Annotated in this window: 13 protein-coding genes; 6 read left to right on the forward strand and 7 right to left on the reverse strand. The window is 40.3% G+C overall.

The features are described 5' to 3' along the window. Positions 1-3: 3 nt before the first annotated feature. On the reverse strand, positions 4-948 hold the full coding sequence (locus tag AOG27_RS02925) for an HrcA family transcriptional regulator (RefSeq protein ID WP_054551516.1): 945 nt from the start codon (positions 946-948) through the stop codon (positions 4-6). 120 nt (positions 949-1,068) lie between these two features. Between AOG27_RS02925 and nadK the strand changes: the two genes are divergently transcribed. From nadK to AOG27_RS02945, 4 genes are all read left to right on the forward strand, one after another. After that, complete coding sequence (nadK, locus tag AOG27_RS02930; RefSeq protein ID WP_054551939.1) at positions 1,069-1,953, forward strand: NAD(+) kinase; 885 nt, start codon at positions 1,069-1,071, stop codon at positions 1,951-1,953. A gap of 96 nt (positions 1,954-2,049) precedes the next feature. Next, positions 2,050-2,613 carry a hypothetical protein gene (locus tag AOG27_RS02935; protein ID WP_054551517.1) on the forward strand — a complete coding sequence of 188 codons (564 nt, stop codon included), beginning with the start codon at positions 2,050-2,052 and terminating at the stop codon, positions 2,611-2,613. A 68-nt stretch (positions 2,614-2,681) separates the two neighbouring features. Continuing rightward, positions 2,682-4,355 carry a DNA repair protein RecN gene (recN, locus tag AOG27_RS02940; protein ID WP_054551518.1) on the forward strand — a complete coding sequence of 558 codons (1,674 nt, stop codon included), beginning with the start codon at positions 2,682-2,684 and terminating at the stop codon, positions 4,353-4,355. A gap of 58 nt (positions 4,356-4,413) precedes the next feature. Next, positions 4,414-4,812, forward strand: coding sequence for a hypothetical protein (locus AOG27_RS02945; RefSeq protein ID WP_054551519.1), 399 nt, complete (start codon positions 4,414-4,416; stop codon positions 4,810-4,812). Positions 4,813-4,886: 74 nt separating this feature from the next. On the opposite strand, the gene AOG27_RS02950 is transcribed toward AOG27_RS02945, so the two are convergent. Together AOG27_RS02950 and AOG27_RS02955 are read right to left on the reverse strand one after the other, a co-directional pair. Next, positions 4,887-6,482, reverse strand: coding sequence for a hypothetical protein (locus AOG27_RS02950; RefSeq protein WP_054551520.1), 1,596 nt, complete (start codon positions 6,480-6,482; stop codon positions 4,887-4,889). A 150-nt stretch (positions 6,483-6,632) separates the two neighbouring features. Next, positions 6,633-8,228, reverse strand: a complete 1,596-nt coding sequence (locus tag AOG27_RS02955; RefSeq protein ID WP_054551521.1) for a hypothetical protein — start codon at positions 8,226-8,228, stop codon at positions 6,633-6,635. Positions 8,229-8,562: 334 nt separating this feature from the next. Between AOG27_RS02955 and AOG27_RS02960 the strand changes: the two genes are divergently transcribed. Both AOG27_RS02960 and AOG27_RS02965 read left to right on the forward strand, forming a co-directional pair. Further along, a complete protein-coding gene (locus AOG27_RS02960) occupies positions 8,563-10,605 on the forward strand; it encodes an ATP-binding protein (RefSeq protein ID WP_054551522.1) in 2,043 nt (680 codons plus the stop codon). A gap of 66 nt (positions 10,606-10,671) precedes the next feature. Then, the gene (locus AOG27_RS02965; RefSeq protein WP_054551523.1) at positions 10,672-11,160 is read left to right on the forward strand and encodes a hypothetical protein; all 489 of its coding nucleotides are present in this window, start codon (positions 10,672-10,674) and stop codon (positions 11,158-11,160) included. Here AOG27_RS02965 and AOG27_RS02970 read toward each other — a convergent pair. From AOG27_RS02970 to gltB, 4 genes are all read right to left on the reverse strand, one after another. After that, positions 11,153-11,845 carry a response regulator gene (locus AOG27_RS02970; protein WP_054551524.1) on the reverse strand — a complete coding sequence of 231 codons (693 nt, stop codon included), beginning with the start codon at positions 11,843-11,845 and terminating at the stop codon, positions 11,153-11,155. The two genes, AOG27_RS02965 and AOG27_RS02970, sit on opposite strands and share 8 nt — an antisense overlap. A gap of 12 nt (positions 11,846-11,857) precedes the next feature. Then, positions 11,858-12,070 carry a hypothetical protein gene (locus AOG27_RS02975; RefSeq protein WP_228290467.1) on the reverse strand — a complete coding sequence of 71 codons (213 nt, stop codon included), beginning with the start codon at positions 12,068-12,070 and terminating at the stop codon, positions 11,858-11,860. Positions 12,071-12,332: 262 nt separating this feature from the next. Beyond that, positions 12,333-13,748: an FAD-dependent oxidoreductase gene (locus AOG27_RS02980; protein ID WP_054551525.1), complete on the reverse strand. Its 1,416-nt coding sequence runs from the start codon at positions 13,746-13,748 to the stop codon at positions 12,333-12,335. Positions 13,749-13,757: 9 nt separating this feature from the next. Further along, on the reverse strand, positions 13,758-18,215 hold the full coding sequence (gene gltB / locus AOG27_RS02985; RefSeq protein WP_054551526.1) for a glutamate synthase large subunit: 4,458 nt from the start codon (positions 18,213-18,215) through the stop codon (positions 13,758-13,760). Positions 18,216-18,705: the final 490 nt, after the last annotated feature.

Consider the following 18,705-nt stretch of genomic DNA (forward strand, 5'->3'; position numbering starts at 1 on the left):
GATTCAAGAGGCTGATGAGCCGATTAACTTAAATTCTTGGATGATTGCTTCTATTTGCGCTGATTTTGGACAAATTACGCAAAATCGGCTCTGGTATTCATGGTTATTAAAATAAGGAACGCTGATCACCATCAACTCATTACAATCTGTAAATGGCAATTGTTCTGTGTTTAATACCGATACACCATTTTTAAATGCAAGTTTATCTTCAACAAAATTTAAAAACGATACACCTATATTTAAACTGGTTTGACAATCAACTTGGCGGTAAAGGTAGTTTTCACCGACCACAATACTGTTGTCTGAACCAAGCTTTTGGCTTAATTGCCGAGTCCATTGTGTTAGTGAGTCATGGCAATTATTTGGTGCCGTGCCTGCCATTGCCTGCATACGATATAAGCCTTCCATTAAGGTTTGCTGACTAAACACAGTATTAAGCCAGGTAGCAAACTGGTAACGAACGGCATCAGATGAATCTTCAGGTTTGGTAATGCAAATGTTATGGCTTTGCCCTGCTCTATCGATTAGTAGAATTAGCCAATTGCTACCATCAAAATCAAGTACCTCTACTCGAAAGACCAACTGTGAGCTGACTTGAGGTAAGCCCACACAACAACACACTTTATAGCGCTGACTCAAACCATGGGCAAGCTCGACTAATTGTGCTTGCTCAGGCTGCCAATATGGTGCGATTTCAGGTAGAGCAAAAAACTCATCAAGCCAATAATCAAAACCGGCATTGGTTGGTACGCGGCCAGCAGAAGTATGCGGCGAATAGAGTAAGCCCACTTTTTCTAGCCGTGCCATAGCATTACGCACTGTAGCTGAACATACCGCCATGCCTTTTTGTTTGGCAATACGAGTTGAGGCTACAGGCTGACCTTCCCCGTTACAGTAAAGGCTCATCACAGCTGAAAAAATTTGTTGGTCGCGCGGATTTAATTTCATAATTCATACATCTTGCTTCTTGCCAGTGGATATTTGGGCGCAGCAAGTTTATTTCAAGTTATTTTCAAAGCATTAATTTTTAATGTAATCTATCGATATGAAAGTTTAAGTGCAAATAACATGGATTCACCGTTTAAAACCATAGGTTTAATTGGCAAACCTAATCACAGCGGGGCAGCTGCCACACTTGCTCGCCTGCACACATTTTTGCGAGCCTTGGGTTTCGAAGTGCTAGTAGAACAGCGCACTGGACGTCAACTTCAAGACCTTCCTCAAGAAAACCTAGTTAAATTGGTAGATTTAGGTGAACGAGCAGACTTAGCCATAGTCGTCGGTGGTGATGGCAATATGCTTGGCGCAGCTCGAGTATTAGCGCGTTTTGATGTCGCTGTGATTGGCGTAAACCGTGGCAACTTAGGCTTTTTAACTGACTTAAACCCAGAAGGTTTTGAAGCGAGCCTAGAACAAGTGTTAAGTGGCCAGTTCCTTGAGGAAAAACGCTTCTTGCTTGAAGTTGAAGTATATCGCCATGCCGAACTCAAAAGTGCAAACTTGGCAGTGAATGAAGCGGTACTTCATGCTGATAAAGTTGCGCATATGATCGAGTTTGAGGCCTTTATTAATAACGACTTTGTATTCTCTCAACGCTCTGATGGATTAATCGTTTCAACACCAACTGGCTCAACAGCTTATTCATTATCAGGCGGCGGGCCTATTTTAACCCCTGAGCTTAATGCGATTTCATTAGTTCCTATGTTCCCGCATACATTATCAAGCCGTCCTCTTGTGGTTGACGCTGACAATGAAGTACGTTTAAAGCTTAGCCTCGAAAATACCGACAGCCTACAAGTCAGCTGTGATAGTCACGTAGTTTTAGCTGTATTACCTGGTGACGAAGTAGTGATTAAAAAAGCAGACAAGCGTCTACGTTTGATCCATCCAAAGGAATACTCTTACTACAATGTATTAAGAAAAAAATTAAATTGGGGAAGCCGCTTATTTTAAGTGGCTTTTTTTATCTCAAGCTAATTGCCAAGGCGTATTGATTAGCGCAAAATAATAAGACTAAAAGCTGTATTTTTTAAAGGATTCTAAGGCGAAATGAGTTATATCGTTTTTCTTGCTCTATTATTACTTATCACCTTACTAGGTTGTTACTGGGTGGTTGAGAGCAATCGTCGTAAAGCTATTGAAGCTGAAAAAAAACGTTTTAATCAACGAGTCAAAGAAATCAATAATGACTTTAAAAATAAATTAATTGATTTTAGCGAAGGCAAAATTATCCGCCCTAAGAATATTTCGCGCCTAAATATGATCACCAGCAATTACTTTGTAGTGCAAGCGCACAATGAAGAAAATCTCACTTACCTCGAATTCATTAGCGATTTGCTTATCAACACAATCATAATGGAAGCCAGTAAAGCGCAAAGCCCTGAGGAAATTGATCAGCTCGCTGACAGGTTACAGTATTTTATGGCTGAATTGCCTTACAACGGCATCGAGTACAATAAAGCGTTTTATCAAGAAGCCTTACCATCGCTGATTGAAGTAATTAAATATCAGCCCCCCACCGATTTACAGGACGATCAGCCGCTAGCCCAGAGCACGCAAGCTGCAAATGAATCAGTCCAAGAAAATCAACTGCCAGAATTAAGCAAAGCTTAAAAATTTAATTTGCAAAACCCGAAAACACTGTATAAATTAACAGTTAATTGACTGGATGGATAAACAGTATGTTAATCGGGTTAGAAATTAAAAACTTTGCCATTGTAAGTAATTTAAGTACTGAGTGGCACAATGGTATGACAGCTATTACAGGTGAAACGGGTGCGGGTAAATCAATTGCAATTGATGCCCTGTCATTATGTTTAGGCGAGCGTGCAGATGCAGGTGCTGTTCGCCCAGGTACGGATCGTGCAGAAATTTGTGCACAATTTGATATTAGCCAACTCCCTCTTGCCCAGCACTTTTTAGAGCAACATTTACTCTCAAACAGTGAAGGCGAATGTTTACTACGCCGTGTTATTTGCAAAAATGGCCGCAGCAAGAGCTACATTAATGGCAGCTCAGTTACCGCTGCACAATTAAAAGAGATAGGTCAGTATTTAATTTCTATTCACGGGCAACATGCCCATCAGCATTTATTAAAAGCTGAACATCAGTTGCACCTGCTTGATGCCTATGCCGGCCACAACCAGCTATTAGCTGATGTTAAAGAGCGCTTTAAAGCCTACCAAGCATTAATTAAAGAATTTAATCAACTTGAACAACAACAGCAGCAACAAGCAGCTCAAAAGCAATTACTGGAGTATCAAGTAGCTGAACTTGATGAATTTGCCCTGCAACCGGGTGAGTTCGAAGAGATTGAAGCTGAGCATCATAAACTAAGCCATAGCCAGACTATTTTAGAGTCATGCCAACGTGAGCTACAACACTTATACGAAAGTGATGAGCAAAGTGCGTGTTCATTGCTGCAACATAGCGCCCAACAATTTACAGAGCTGGCAAGCTACGATGAAAGCTTATCTAGCATAGCATCATTACTGAGTGAAGCTGCCGTTCAAGTTGAAGAAGCTAGCCGCGAGATACGCAGCTATGTTGATGTAACTGATTTAGACCCTGCCCGGTTAGACGAAGTTGAAACGCGTTTAACAGGTGCTATGGACCTTGCCCGAAAACATCATATAAAACCAGAAGAGCTGGTAGAATTTCATCAGTCAATCGCAGAAGAGTTAGCATCAATTAGTTATAACAGCGACCGCCTTGTTGCTCTCGAAAGCGAAATTAACAATGCCCTTGAGCAATATAAACAAGCAGCAAAACTGTTAAGTGAAAGCCGCCATAAATACGCAGATACGCTTAATCAATTAATTAGTGATAGCATGGCTAACTTATCAATGGAAAACGGCAGGTTTGCGATTGATATTCAACAAACTAGCGATAAAGCGCCAAGTGCAATGGGTTTTGATACGGTGTCGTTTTTAGTATCTACCAACCCAGGTCAACCGTTACAAGCACTGTCTAAAGTGGCTTCTGGTGGTGAGTTATCGCGAATTAGTTTAGCTATTCAGGTCATTATTGCTCAGCGTGTTACAACGCCGACTCTTATTTTCGATGAAGTAGATGTGGGTATTTCTGGACCAACCGCGTCTGCAGTTGGCAAGCTTTTACGCCAATTAGGTAAATCAACTCAAGTTATTTGTGTAACTCACTTGCCGCAGGTTGCAAGCTCTGGACATCAGCAATTTTTTGTAGCTAAAGAAATTGCAAACGGCGAAACCTACACTCAAATGAATAAGCTATCTAAAGAAGGCCGTATTGATGAAATTGCCCGACTACTTGCCGGTGACAATATCAGTAAAATGGCTAGAGCAAATGCCAAAGAGCTTATAAGCGCACATGCATAACCCATTTTTAGCTATGAAACTTAGATTGTTGATGAATTTGATGGTATAGAGTTTATAAATGAAAAATAAAAATATACTTACAGCTTTGGGTCTTGCCTTAATAACGCTTAACTCAGGGCATTCGTTTGGCGCAGTGGTTGAGCCACCCTATAACGATACGCAGTTAGTCGTTGCTTTATTTAAATGTATTTTGTTTGTCTTGCCCTCAACTACATTGTTGCTGGTTCTATGGAGTCACTGGAAGCACTTAAGATTTAAGCAATTATTACAAACAGTATTAAATTATTCATTGGTCATCATGTTAGCTAGCTTGATAATGGTTAATCATCTAACAGCTGGGCTTTCATCATGGTTAGTTGTGTTTGCTGGTATTCATTCATTGCTTGTTGGCATTAATTATTTATTGGTTAAACAACACACTAACAGGATAAAAAATACACTTACTAGTTGCTGGTAATGAAATTACTTTGGCTGCAAAAAAATCGCGAAACAGCACGTTTCGCGATTTTAGTTCTTATTTGCTGATTAGCGTTATTCGATTTCGCTAGCTAAATATATCAAATTCATAAATAAACGGTCTGTCATACTACTAACTCCGGTACCATTGGTATAATTACCAACTTTATTTTGAGAGTTAATAATTGCATTATCTGCGAGTAATATATCACCCGATTTCAAGTCAAAAACCACTGTCGGTAAGCCATCTGGATTGACAGCTAACACTTGGCTTTCTTCTGGCATTACTGAGAAGTATCCCTTTGAACCACCGGCCTGATAAAAGCGTGTAACCTCTCCAAAAGGACCTGCAAATATAGCTTGTTGTATTTGAGAGTTTAAACCTTCTGGGTTTTGGGTATTTGGTCCATCTTTGTAGCCTTCTCTGGTTACTGTATAACCCCACTTTGAATACACCTTCTCGTCAGTCATATCGGAATCTGATGCTATGATGACAACATTTCCTTTCTTCTCTGACCAATTATATAGCTCTGCAATTTCTGTTTCAGTAAAATCACTGTTGTAAAAACTACCCATAAAGAAGATATCAGTGTTATAGCTTTCAATCGCTTCCTGAGTAATTGAGCCTGATGCCGCAAAATCATGATTAACCGATACTGATTTAGCTACAACCCCACTTTCACCAAAATTTTCTGGGCTTGCAAGTTTAGCCATCGGTAAATCAAACAAGTAAGCGTTTAATGTGTAGTTTTGCCATTGTGCCTTTCTTTGCTTATCAATACTCGTAATTACAAGCGACTCTACTCCTGTACTACAAGTAGGCTGCGCATAACATGCAACAGGCTTTAGAGTATTTAGTGCTAAATCGTTTATTCGCACTGGGTATGTCCCCAATGTGCATGTTTTACCTGTTTCGATTGATGCTTTATATAATTTAGTAATATTAAAATTACCTTGATCATTAATGACTTCACGGGAAATTACCAATTCGTCATTTTGATTTAGAGCAGCACCTGTTACCGTCGTTAAACCATGTTCAGATTTTTTTGTTAACTCCAGTGTTTCCGGATCCAATAAAAAAATGCTTGTGGCAGAGATGAGGTAAACCTCACCATTTTTAACAACCATGTCGCCACGCAGAATATCTGAACTACTATCGTAGCCCTTCATATTGCCTAAGAACTGAGTTTCACCTGAATCAAAAGCAACCTGGTAAAGCTTACTCCCTTTAGAGCCATAAATAACGTCTTTGTTAGGGTCATAAGCAAGACGGGTCATAGGGTTAGTACGTGCCACTACAGTGTGTTTGCCTGTAGACATATCAACATAGGCGAGTTGTGTAAATCGATACTTGTCGGCTTTTATAGGCAGATCATTTAACTCTTCATCTGATAAGTTGAGAACACTCGTATCCAGTTTATAAGTTAAAGGTCTTGGGGCTGAAACATAATAGAGTCTATTTCGATAGCTATCAAAAGCCATTGCTGCGGATGAGAACTTTGCAGCAGAATGAATGTTAGCCGTTTGCGCTTGCTCATCTAAAGAAAAAACGAAGCCCGAGCTCCCTCTCCCTGAGTTGATTCCATATAACTCACCCGTACATTCAGACGCGCTAAGGCCAGCAGGTATTAAGCCTAAAAGGCTAACTGTAGATAATAAAAACTTTTTCATTTTAAATTCCTTTCAATGTAAAAATAACTCACTTCCTGTTCAACTTTATTACTATCCTCCTTATAATTTTGAACGAAATTGATATAAAACTCACAAACAAAATCGCGAGGCCACAAGCCTCGCGATTTCAATTAGCGTTTAAAATTACAATTAATCGATTTCACTCGCATAATTGATTAAGTTCATAAATAAACGGTCTGACATGCTCGATACCTCGGTACCATCAGTAAAGTTGTCTTCTTTATTTTGTGTTGTCAGCATACCGCTATCAGCAAGTATTATGTCGCCTGTTGCAGCATCTAAAACAATTGTAGGCAAGCCATCCTGATTTACAGCTAAGACTTGAGTCCCTGAAGGCATTTCAGAGAAGTAACCTTTTGCGCCACCAGCTTGGAAAAAGCGAAATACTTCACCAAATGGTCCTGCAAAGATTGCCTCTTGAGCTGCACTACCCACTCCTTCTGGGTTTTGTGTATTTGGACCATCAACATAACCATCGCGAGTAACTGTATAGCCCCAAGTCGTATACACTTTTTCTTCAGGGTAGTCAGAATCACCCGCTATTATCGCTACGTTTCCTTTTTTAAGGGACCAATTGTAAGCTTCATTTAATTCGCTATCTGTGAAGTCGCTTTTGTGGAAACTACCAATAAAGAAAACATCGGTGCCATAAGCATCTATCGCAGCTTCAGTAATCGAATTTGCCGCTGCAAAATCATGATTTACAGATACTGTTTTATAAACAGTTCCCTGTTCACCAAAGTTTTCTGTACTTAAAAGCTTCGCAAGTGGTTTATCCATTAAGTGGCCATTTAGTGTATAACCTTGCCACGTTGCTTTTCTTAGCGTATCAATACTTGTAACAACAAAAGAGTCTGGCTCTACACTACATGTAGCTTGAGCATAGCAAGCAACTGGTTTTGCTGTATTTAGCGCCAAATCATTTATGCGCATCGGGTAGGTTCCCATTGCACACGTTTTGCCAGTCTCAATCGATGCTTTATATAACTTGGTAGTATTATAGTGACCTTGATCGTTTATAATTTCTCTAGAAATTAATAGCTCACCATTTTGATCAAGCGCAGCACCTGTAACAGCAATTAAGCCATGCTCTGATTTTTTCGTTAACTCCAATGTGTTCAAATTAACGGAAAAAATACTCGTAGCACTGATCAAAAATAGTTGGCCATCTTTAAAAACCATATCACCGCGTAAAATATCTGAGCTGTCGCCATAGCCAGTTAAGTTACCAAGTAATGTAGTTTTTCCTGATACAGGATCAACAGTATATAACTTGCTTCCTTTAGAGCCATACATCATGTCAGTATTAGCGTCATAAGCCAGTCGAGTCATTGGATTAGATCGAGAAACTACTGTGTGTTCACCAGTTGCCATATCAACATAAGCAAGCTGAGTATATTTGTATTTAGCCCCCTTAATTGGCAGATCTTTTAACTCATCTTCAGATAAGTTCAAATCACTAGGATCAAGTTTGTAAGTTAGCGGTCGAGGAGCTGAAACATAATATAAGCGATCCCTTTCACTATCATAGGCCATAGCAGCAGAAGAAAACTTTGCTTTTGAGTGAATAGCGGCTGTTTGCTCTTGCTCATTTAAAGAAAAAACAATGCCTAGATGGCCGCGACCAGAATTAATTCCATACAACTCACCCGTACATTCATTAGCGACTACATTTGTAGATAAAGCACTTGTGACTGCAAGAACTGAAAGTAGCGATTTTTTCATATTATTACACCTAAAAATTAGGCCGACTAACTAAAATAATTAATAAAAATAATTAAATTACTGCTTTAGCATCAGGCCATTACGTTTAAATTTTGTACGCAATAATTTTATTTCGCTACAGTTCAAACACAATCAGAAATTACTGATTTGTCTCGATTTATTATAAAAACAGACATAACAATTAGCACCAATTATGTAAAACACACTTTAGTATTGGCAATGGCTAATAACTTCTGATTTTCTATATTCTCAATGTTTTAATATTCTTACTGCTCCATATTTTCCACACATTTTTTCAGTAGCATAACGGCAAACTTGGTCACTGAAATATTTAATGAAGCTAACTGTAACTTTAATTCTTGCTCTTCTTTCTCTTCCTTGTATGGCTAATACAGATCACATACCGCAGATAGAAGAAATATTTGCCTTAGAGCAGAAAGGAAACCTAAAAAAAGCACTATTGTTAATTGAACAACTACAAAGCAATAGCACGCCTGTCGCAAAATCAACGATTGATTTGATAAAAGCCCCCATATTAAGAAAACAAGGGCAATACGAGGCTGCAATAGAGTTACTCTTACCTTTACAGCATATTGCTGAGTTGTCCAAAGAAGAGCATTATCAAATCCAAAAAGAGCTTGGTATCAATTACAGACGTCAAGTTAAAACGACCCAAGCTCAGCAGCATTATATGGCAGCACTCAAACTAGCTTACGAGTTAAAGGATAAAAACAAACAGGCACAAAGCCATAGTAATCTGGGTACCCTATATGACACGTTGAATGATCTAGACCAGTCTATGTTTCAGCAATTAAAAGCACAAAAGCTTTTAATTGGCAGTAAAGATAATGAGTTAATCGCCACCAATTTTTATAATTTAGCAAACCTTTCTCATCGCCTAGATGATCTTGCCCAGTCTGAATACTTCTACAAAAAAGCACTTGAGTTTGATATTAAAACAAAAAATCAAATAAACATTGCAGATACCAGCTTACAGTTGGCAAAGTTAGTTTATAAACGTGGTGACTATGAGCAAGCTTTACCCTTATTAAAAAATGCCTACTCACGCTTAGCTGATTTAAATGCTTATGAAGGAATGGCAACAGCAAAGCATACGCTAATGCAACTATATTTAAAGCTCGAAAATAAACATATGGCTTTAAGTAGTGCAGATTCAGGCCTCAGAGCAGCACTTAAGTCTGGCTCAGCATTGAGTCAAATATATTCATATTTCAATTTAATTGAACTCCACCTGCCACTTAAGAACTCACAATTGATTGACCTCTATTTAAGTCGTTCAAAAGAACTTATCGAAGGAATTGATAATCGGTTACTAAATAAAAAGCTGCATGGCTACACCGCAGTTTATGCCGAACTTATCGGTGACTACAAACTCGCAACTGAGCAATTGAAGCTTGAAAATAAACTAGCCGAGTCTTTGTTTGAAGAACATTTAAATCAAGCCGTTGAAAAAAACAAAAAGCAATTAACAGCAATCGAGCAACAGCAACGTATTGATGATGAAGTGCAAAAAAATAAGCTCACTACTGCACAAATGAATAACCAACGACTAGAAAAACAGATTTGGTTATTGTCTGCGGGTATTGTTTTGTTGTTCACGACTCTTGCGCTCGTGCTTTATTACTTCAAGCATCGAAAAGCGCTATTTAAAGCAAAACTTTATCAATATAACCTGCTTGAAAAAGACAAAATGCTTGCTGATATATCCCATGAATTACGCACCCCTTTAAGCGTATTAAAACTGCATATAGAAGCACTTGAGCTCGATATTCAAGAAAACCGCGATCTAGCCTATAGCAAGATTAATGGCAAAATAGCGCAACTTAACAACCTAATTTCAGATGTGTATCAGTTATCTCAAGCAGAAAACAAGACTCTCGCGCTAAATCTCCAACGCTTAAATGCTGCAAATATCTTTGCTGAGTACGAGCAAGACATGCGTCATTATGTTCGCAGCCACCACCTGACATTTTTTTCAGACATTATTATTGCTAATGATGTTGAGATCACGGTAGATAAACAAAAGCTCGATCAGATCCTTAATAATATTTTTACTAATGCCTGCCTATATACCGACAGCCCAGGTCATGTTCGGCTCAAAGTGAGAACTAACAAGCAAGAGCTGTTTATTCAAGTAGATGATACTTCTCCGGGTGTAGGTAAAGCCCATATAGGCAAACTCTTTGACCGTTTATATCGTGTTGAAGAATCTCGAAGCCGCGCATCAGGAGGCTCAGGTTTGGGGCTATCAATTTGCCAGAGTTTTGTCGAATTAATGTCTGGCAGTATCAGTGCATTACCCGGTAAGTCGGGTGGACTATGTATCCGAATTTTACTGCCTTTAAGCAATAAATAAGCTTCTCCATTTTTCCACCATATTTTATTGCTTAAATAGCATAATAAACTACTGTGGAATGGAACCATGTCAGAGTCATTAAAGCATGCTCAATGGGCAAAATCTGTTGAGCGTAAACACCGCCAAAGCAAAGTTAAAAAAGCCAAAAAATCACCTCTTCCTATCTGCGCCGCGCTTGCTTGTGTGCTATTGAGTGCTGGGTTTTATTATGCGAGTTATGAAAAACCGAAAGAGTATCCACCGTTATCTGCAGCTGCGAAACAGCGTATCTCGCAATTTTTTGCCAAACAGTTTTTACTGGGGCAATGGCGCTTAAATAAAATTAACTACTCATCTGATGCAATTCAGGTGTATGTGCAAACGCCAAGCAAAATTGCTCTAGAAGGTGAAGCTTTGAGTCAATATTTACATTACGCTTTATGCCCTGTGGCTAGCAAACGCATTTGGCAAGATATCAAAACAAGGGAATTATCAGTGTATGTGTTTAGCCATTCGATTCGAAAAGGTGATCGAACAGTATGTAATTTAGAAAGCGATGAACGCCAAATCAATTGATTTGACGTTCATCATAGCGATAGCCAGCACCATAAACGGAAGCGACTATCTTAGGAGAGAAATCTAAACTCTTAAGCTTTTTGCGAATATTTTTAATATGGCTGTCGATTACCCGATCGGTAATATCAAAGTTGTTTGGTTGGATATGGTCAAGTATCTGCTGCCTAGAAAAAACACGCTTTGGGGCTTTGTACAAAAGTTTAAATACGTCAAATTCCACTTTTGTTAAACCTAAAGAGACACCTTTAATTTCAACTTCAAGCGCATCTTCTTTTAAGCAAATTGCATCAGTCGCTTGCACTACTACATCGGTACTAGGTGCTGACGCACAACGCCTTAGAATAGCTTTAACACGCATCACCAGCTCTGCGCCGCTAAAAGGTTTACAAACATAGTCATCGGCACCATGTTCTAGCCCTTTTAGCCTATCAGCCTCTTCAACTTTAGCAGTTACCATAATAATAGGTACCATAGAAAAAGCGCGGATCTGCTTCATGCACTCCACGCCATCTAAATTAGGTAACATTACATCTAAAATTATCGCATCTGGATTATTTTCTTTAACCCACGACACCACAGCACTGCCATTAGTGATGTGGTGAGTGGTAAAGCCAGATGCATTGAAGAACAACAGCACTTGTTCTGCAATATCTAAGTCGTCTTCAACGACTAATATCTGCGGCATTTCTATTTCCGTTTATATTTTTTTTATTGTTCTAAGTTGTTGCTTCACCATCGCTTTAAGCGTATCTGATAAGGTTTCATCTAATAAAACCATAGTCAGAATATCGTGCAGATCTTCACTATTCATAACCTCATTGAGTAAATCATTTTCAGATTTCGAATTTGGCTGAAAAAAGCTTAACTGCTCGTCATTTGTGTGTTCGCAAAACATTTTCTTTTTATCCATGTTGTTAGCATCAAATATTAAGATGGGCTTCTGCCTCTACTAAAGATTAAAACGCAACAATATGGAGCAAATATGGAGTTAGTACGAAATAATGAATTTTTTCTGTTCAACAGTTAGATTCATTCCTAGATTTTAGGTAATAAGCGCTATTTTTTCATTATTTTTCTAAAACTAGGTTAAATTTTCGTATCAATAAAATGATAGGCAATAAAAAAGCAAGCTCGGTAGCTTGCTTTTAAAAGTGTTGAATGGCGCCTTAGAATTAAACGCCTAAATAATCCATAATCCCTTCCGCGGCATTTCGGCCTTCGAAAATAGCCGTTACCACTAAATCTGAGCCGCGGACAATATCGCCACCGGCAAAAATCTTAGGGTTGGTTGTTTGGTGAGTAAATTCACCTTTTTCTGGTGCATTGATACCACCCCAATGATTGATTTCAACACCGTACGGTTCTAACCAATCCATTTTATGAGGTTTAAAACCAAACGCCATGAGCACTTTAGTTGCTTCAATAACATGCTCAGAACCCGCAACTTCTTCAGCACGACGACGACCATTTTCGTCCGGTTCACCAAGTTGGGTTTTCACCATCTTAACACCAGCAACTTTCCCTTGCTCGTCAACCACAATGCCTTTTGGCTGAACGTTAAAGGTAAACTCAACGCCCTCTTCACGAGCATTTTTAACTTCGCGCTTTGAGCCTGGCATGTTTTCTTCGTCACGACGATACGCACAGGTAACCTGTGTAGCGCCTTGTCGGATAGAGGTTCTCACACAGTCCATTGCTGTATCACCACCGCCTAACACGACAACTTTTTCGTTCGCCATATCGATATAAGCTTGCTTGTCTTCTGCATAGCCCATAACACGGTTTGTGTTACCAATTAAGAACGGCAGTGCATCAAACACACCATCAGCATCTTCATTTTCAAGGCCTGCACGCATACTTTGATAGGTACCCACCCCTAAGAATACGGCATCATATTCAGCCAATATTTCATCAAGAGTAATATCAACGCCAACTTCAGTGTTTAGCTGAAACTCGACACCCATTTCAGTGAAAACTTCACGACGCTTTTGCATTACTTCTTTTTCAAGTTTGAATGAAGGAATACCAAACGTAAGAAGGCCACCGATTTCTGGGTGACGGTCAAACACCACAGGCTTAACACCGTTACGTACTAAAATATCCGCACAACCTAAACCAGCAGGGCCAGCACCTATGATAGCCACTTTTTTGTCAGACCATACCACATACGACATATCTGGTTTCCAGCCCATTTTAAATGCCGTATCAGTGATGTACTTTTCGATATTACCGATAGTGACAGCACCAAACTCTTCTTCAAGTGTGCAAGAGCCTTCACACAAGCGATCTTGTGGACAAACTCGTCCACACACCTCTGGTAAGCTGTTTGTACGGTGAGACAGCTCTGCCGCTTCTAAAATACGGCCAGTACGAATGAGTTTTAACCATTGTGGAATATAGTTATGCACTGGGCATTTCCATTCACAGTATGGATTACCACAATCTAAACAGCGATCCGCCTGTGAGTTAACTTGTGTCTCAGAAAACGGCTCGTAAATTTCTACGAAAGATTGTTTACGTGCTGAAATTGGCTTTTTGCGCGGATCAACACGTTGTACATCGATAAACTGGTATACATTTTCGCTCATACTACCCCCTTACTGAGCCTGAACACGAAGCTCTGCGCTACTGCGCGCTCGGTGCCCGAGTAAACTTTTTACATCACTAGACTTTGGCTTAACTAATTTAAACATTGGCATGTATAAATCGAAGTTAGCTAAAATCTGCTCAGCGCGGTTTGAGCCGGTAAGCTCTAAATGCTCAGCAATGAGGCCGCGTAAATGTTCTTGGTGTGACGCCAACCCTTCAAGGGTAACAATTTCAACAAGCTCAGGGTTAATGCGTTTTTCAAAGTCGTTGCCTTCATCAAGAATATACGCAAATCCCCCTGTCATACCTGCACCAAAGTTAATACCTACTTTGCCAAGTACGCAAACCACACCACCTGTCATGTATTCACAGCCGTTGTCACCAACACCTTCTACAACCGCTTGTACGCCCGAGTTACGCACTGCAAAACGCTCACCGGCACAGCCTGCAGCAAATAACTTACCGCCTGTTGCACCATATAAACAGGTATTACCGGCAATGGTCGCTTTGTGACTTTCAAAAGATGAACCCAGCGGCGGGCGAATTACTAGCTTACCGCCAGCCATACCTTTACCAACATAGTCATTGGCATCACCAACCAGTGTCATTTCAAGGCCACCCGCATTCCATACACCAAATGATTGACCCGCTGTACCATGAAGCTCAACAGAGACAGGATCAGCAGCCATACCTTGGTTACCGTGTTTAGAAGCGATATAGCCAGATAACATAGCGCCCACTGAACGGTCTGTATTGCAAATACGGTTAACCAGTGAGATACCTGATTTTTCATCAATTGCTTGTTTAGCTTTTTCAAGCAAGGTTTCATTTAGCTGACCTAAGTAGTGAGAGCTATTTGGCGCACTACAATACAGTGTTTCACCCGTTGGGTTGTTAGGCACAGCAATCACAGACGACAGATCGACTTTCTTTTGTTTCTCTGTGTTGCCTTCGATTGCTTCAAGTAAGTCCAAACGACCAATTAAATCTGTTAAACGAGTTACACCTAAACTTGCCATAATTTGGCGAGCTTCTTCGGCTATAAACTTAAAATAGTTCATCGCCATTTCTGGTAGGCCATGATAATGCTTTTGGCGCAGCGTATCGTCTTGCGTTGCAACACCGGTCGCACAGTTGTTTAAGTGACAAATACGTAAGTATTTACAACCTAGTGCCACCATAGGGCCAGTACCAAAGCCAAAGCTTTCAGCACCTAAAATAGCCGCCTTAATGATATCTAGACCCGTTTTAAGACCACCATCTGTTTGCAAACGAATACGGTGACGTAAACCATTTTCTACCAGCGCTTGCTGGGTTTCAGCAAGACCAAGCTCCCAAGGGCTACCTGCATACTTAACAGAGGTAAGCGGGCTTGCACCTGTGCCACCGTCATAACCAGCAATGGTAATTAAATCTGCATAGGCTTTAGCTACGCCAGTTGCGATAGTACCTACACCCGGCTCAGAAACGAGTTTCACCGAGATCAGTGCATCTGGGTTTACTTGTTTTAAATCGAAAATAAGCTGGGCTAAATCTTCTATCGAGTAAATATCGTGATGCGGCGGAGGCGAAATCAAGGTCACACCTGGCACTGAGTAACGTAATTTTGCAATATACGGCGTTACTTTTTCACCCGGTAATTGACCACCCTCACCTGGTTTTGCACCTTGCGCCACTTTAATCTGAATGACATCAGCGCTACGTAAGTAATGTGGTGTAACACCAAAACGGCCCGAAGCAACTTGCTTAATACGTGAGTTTTTCTCTGTACCGTAGCGAAGCTTGTCTTCACCACCTTCACCAGAGTTTGAACAACCCCCTAAGCGGTTCATTGCAATCGCGAGTGCTTCATGTGCTTCTGGCGATAATGCACCAATACTCATTGCTGCTGAGTCAAAACGTTTGTAAAGCTCAGTTGCTGGCTCTACGTCATCAACACTCACACCGCTATCAGGAATTTTCACCGCCAACATGTCACGTAAATTGGTGATCGGACGGTTATTTACTAAATCAGCATAAGCCAAGTAGTCTTTATAATCCCCAGAGCGCACTGCCTTTTGCAGTGTTTGAATAACATCTGGGTTATAAGCATGGTACTCACCACCGTGAACATATTTTAGTAAGCCACCATGACTTAATAACTTACGTTTACTAAATGCCAGCTTATGAAGTTTACGTTGGTCATCATCAAAATCAGTAAAACACGCCCCTTTGATACGACTAGCTACACCGTTAAAACAGGTTTCTACAACCGCATCTGATAAACCAACTGCCTCAAATAACATCGAGCAGCGGTACGAAGCGACAGTACTGATCCCCATTTTCGACATGATTTTATACAGACCCTTGTTGATCGCATTACGATAAGCAAGCGTTACTTCGCAATAGCTCTTGTTTAAAATCTTTTTGTCACTCATTGCAACTAATGATTCATATGCAAGGTACGGATAAATTGCCGTTGCACCAAAACCAAGTAATACCGCAAACTGATGCGCATCACGGACACTACCCGATTCGATGATGATATTAGATTCACAACGTAAGTTATTATCGACTAAACGCCTTTGAATTGAACCAACCGCCATCGCAGCCGGGATCGGCAAATGCGTTTCGCTAAAGTTACGATCACTTAAAATAAGCATGACACAGCCTGACGCTGCTTTTTCTTGTGCTTCATCACAAATACGTGTGATTGCGTTTTCTAAGCCTTCTTCTAGTGTGTAAGTGATATCAATTTTACAGTAACTGTAATGCTCATCGTCAGCATTGATCAGCTGTTGCATATCAGCGTACATCAAAATCGGCGTATCAAACTGTAATCGCTTAGCGTGGCCGGTTGTTTCGTTAAATACGTTTTGCTCACTACCAATACAGGTTGCCAGTGACATAACGTGATTTTCACGAAGTGGGTCAATTGGTGGATTGGTTACTTGCGCAAATTTTTGTCGGAAGTAATCAAACAGTGAGCGATGGCCTTCTGACAGAACCGCAAATGGCGTGTCATCACCCATTGAACCTGTTGCTTCTTGACCATTTTCACCCATTACACGAATCACGCTATCAAGTTCTTCGTTGGTGTAGCCAAACATTTTTTGATACTTAAGCAGTGTTTCGTCATCAAAAGAACGGTTACCCGCATCTTTTTCAGATAACTGTTCAAATGGCGTTAAACGCTTAACGTTTGCTTCAAGCCATGCTTTATATGGATGGCGTGACTTAAGATCTTGGTCAATCTCATCTGAATGCCAAATTTTACCTTGATGAGTATCAATTACTAATAACTCACCAGGGCCAACACGGCCTTTCTCAACCACTTCGTCTGGCGCGTAGTCCCAAATACCTACTTCTGAGGCAAGGGTAATAAAACCATCTTGGGTAATTACATAACGCGCTGGGCGTAAACCGTTACGGTCAAGGTTACAAGCAGCAAAACGACCGTCAGACATGACAATACCAGCTGGGCCATCCCATGGTTCCATATGCATTGAGTTAAAGTCGTAGAATGCACGTAGGTCTTCATCCATAGCACGGTTTTTTTGCCATGCTGGCGGCACAAGCATACGCATTGCACGAAATAAATCCATGCCACCCGCTAAGAACAACTCAAGCATATTATCTAAACTTGAAGAGTCTGAGCCGCTTTCGTTCACGAAAGGCGCTGCTGATTGCAAATCAGGAATAAGTGGTGAGGCAAACTTGTATGCACGAGCACGGGCCCACTGGCGGTTACCTTGAATCGTATTGATTTCACCATTATGCGCTAAATAGCGGAATGGTTGCGCCAGTGGCCAACGAGGTTGTGTATTAGTAGAGAAACGTTGGTGAAATACACAAATCGCACTGGTCATGCGAATGTCAGCTAGGTCTAAATAAAAGTTAGGTAAGTCTACAGGCATCATTAAGCCTTTATAGACAGTAACTAAACCAGATAAGCTGGCAATATAAAAATGTTCATCGTTTTCGAGACGCTTTTCAGCACGACGACGCGCTACATACAAGCGACGTTCTAAATCTTTTGGACGCCAGCCTTCTGGTGCGCTTACAAAAATTTGTTCAAAGCCGGGTAGTTGTTTTTTTGCAATTGGCCCTAAACATGATGCATCGGTAGGTACTACGCGCCAGCCTTGAATGCTCAAGGTTTCTTTTTCGAGTTCTTCACTCAACACATCTTTAGCTGTTTGCGCAAGTACAGGATCGGCATTTAAAAATACCATGCCAACGGCGTAGTTCTTTCCTAAATGCCAATCATGTTCGCTGGCAATAGCACGAAAGAAGCTATCAGGTTTTTGCATTAATAAACCACAGCCATCACCTGTTTTACCATCAGCAGAAATACCCCCACGGTGTTCCATGCGATCTAAGCCAGTGATTGCTGTTCGAATCAAGCGGTGACTCGCCTGACCATTGACCTGGGCTATTAAGCCAAAGCCACAATTATCTTTTTCTAATTTTGAGTCGTATAACATAGACCCCTCCCCTTGCTACAACGACTAGCGGTTCAGTCTTTTGTGACAGTGCTAGCAGACGAACAAAACTATCGCCAAATACCTCATGAGTCAATAGAGTTTTGAATACATATTCATATTCATGAATATTTCTCACTTAAGGTACTTTTTAAATTCTATGCTATTTTTTTACATTTAGTCGTATTTTACCCGTTATTTTTTTATGACACTGGTGTCAAATTTAACAACTTGTAAAAAAACAATCTAAAACCCACCGCTTTACGTTAACGTAAACTGCGCTTTATTTTGAATAATTATTCAAACTATGAATATCAATGCAGTTTTTTACGGGGTCTCGCCTAGCCTAACTGCATCATTATTTACTCTTGGCTTTAGCATAGTTACAAACTACGTATCTGAGCAGACTACCTTAGTCGCAATGACTGAGTTCTTTACCCTTGCGTCAACAATCAGCAATTTAAAAGTGTCCGCAGCGGACACTTTTTCTGTC

This window comes from Pseudoalteromonas lipolytica, assembly GCF_001306915.1.
Lineage (GTDB): Bacteria > Pseudomonadota > Gammaproteobacteria > Enterobacterales > Alteromonadaceae > Pseudoalteromonas > Pseudoalteromonas simplex.

Excerpts from the sequence above, each read along its gene's own strand:
- AOG27_RS02925 (WP_054551516.1), bottom strand. The coding sequence starts at position 948 with ATGAAATTAAATCCGCGCGACCAACAAATTTTTTCAGCTGTGATGAGC.
- nadK (WP_054551939.1), top strand. The coding sequence starts at position 1,069 with ATGGATTCACCGTTTAAAACCATAGGTTTAATTGGCAAACCTAATCAC.
- AOG27_RS02935 (WP_054551517.1), top strand. The coding sequence starts at position 2,050 with ATGAGTTATATCGTTTTTCTTGCTCTATTATTACTTATCACCTTACTA.
- recN (WP_054551518.1), top strand. The coding sequence starts at position 2,682 with ATGTTAATCGGGTTAGAAATTAAAAACTTTGCCATTGTAAGTAATTTA.
- AOG27_RS02945 (WP_054551519.1), top strand. The coding sequence starts at position 4,414 with ATGAAAAATAAAAATATACTTACAGCTTTGGGTCTTGCCTTAATAACG.
- AOG27_RS02950 (WP_054551520.1), bottom strand. The coding sequence starts at position 6,482 with ATGAAAAAGTTTTTATTATCTACAGTTAGCCTTTTAGGCTTAATACCT.
- AOG27_RS02955 (WP_054551521.1), bottom strand. The coding sequence starts at position 8,228 with ATGAAAAAATCGCTACTTTCAGTTCTTGCAGTCACAAGTGCTTTATCT.
- AOG27_RS02960 (WP_054551522.1), top strand. The coding sequence starts at position 8,563 with ATGAAGCTAACTGTAACTTTAATTCTTGCTCTTCTTTCTCTTCCTTGT.
- AOG27_RS02965 (WP_054551523.1), top strand. The coding sequence starts at position 10,672 with ATGTCAGAGTCATTAAAGCATGCTCAATGGGCAAAATCTGTTGAGCGT.
- AOG27_RS02970 (WP_054551524.1), bottom strand. The coding sequence starts at position 11,845 with ATGCCGCAGATATTAGTCGTTGAAGACGACTTAGATATTGCAGAACAA.
- AOG27_RS02975 (WP_228290467.1), bottom strand. The coding sequence starts at position 12,070 with ATGGATAAAAAGAAAATGTTTTGCGAACACACAAATGACGAGCAGTTA.
- AOG27_RS02980 (WP_054551525.1), bottom strand. The coding sequence starts at position 13,748 with ATGAGCGAAAATGTATACCAGTTTATCGATGTACAACGTGTTGATCCG.
- gltB (WP_054551526.1), bottom strand. The coding sequence starts at position 18,215 with ATGTTATACGACTCAAAATTAGAAAAAGATAATTGTGGCTTTGGCTTA.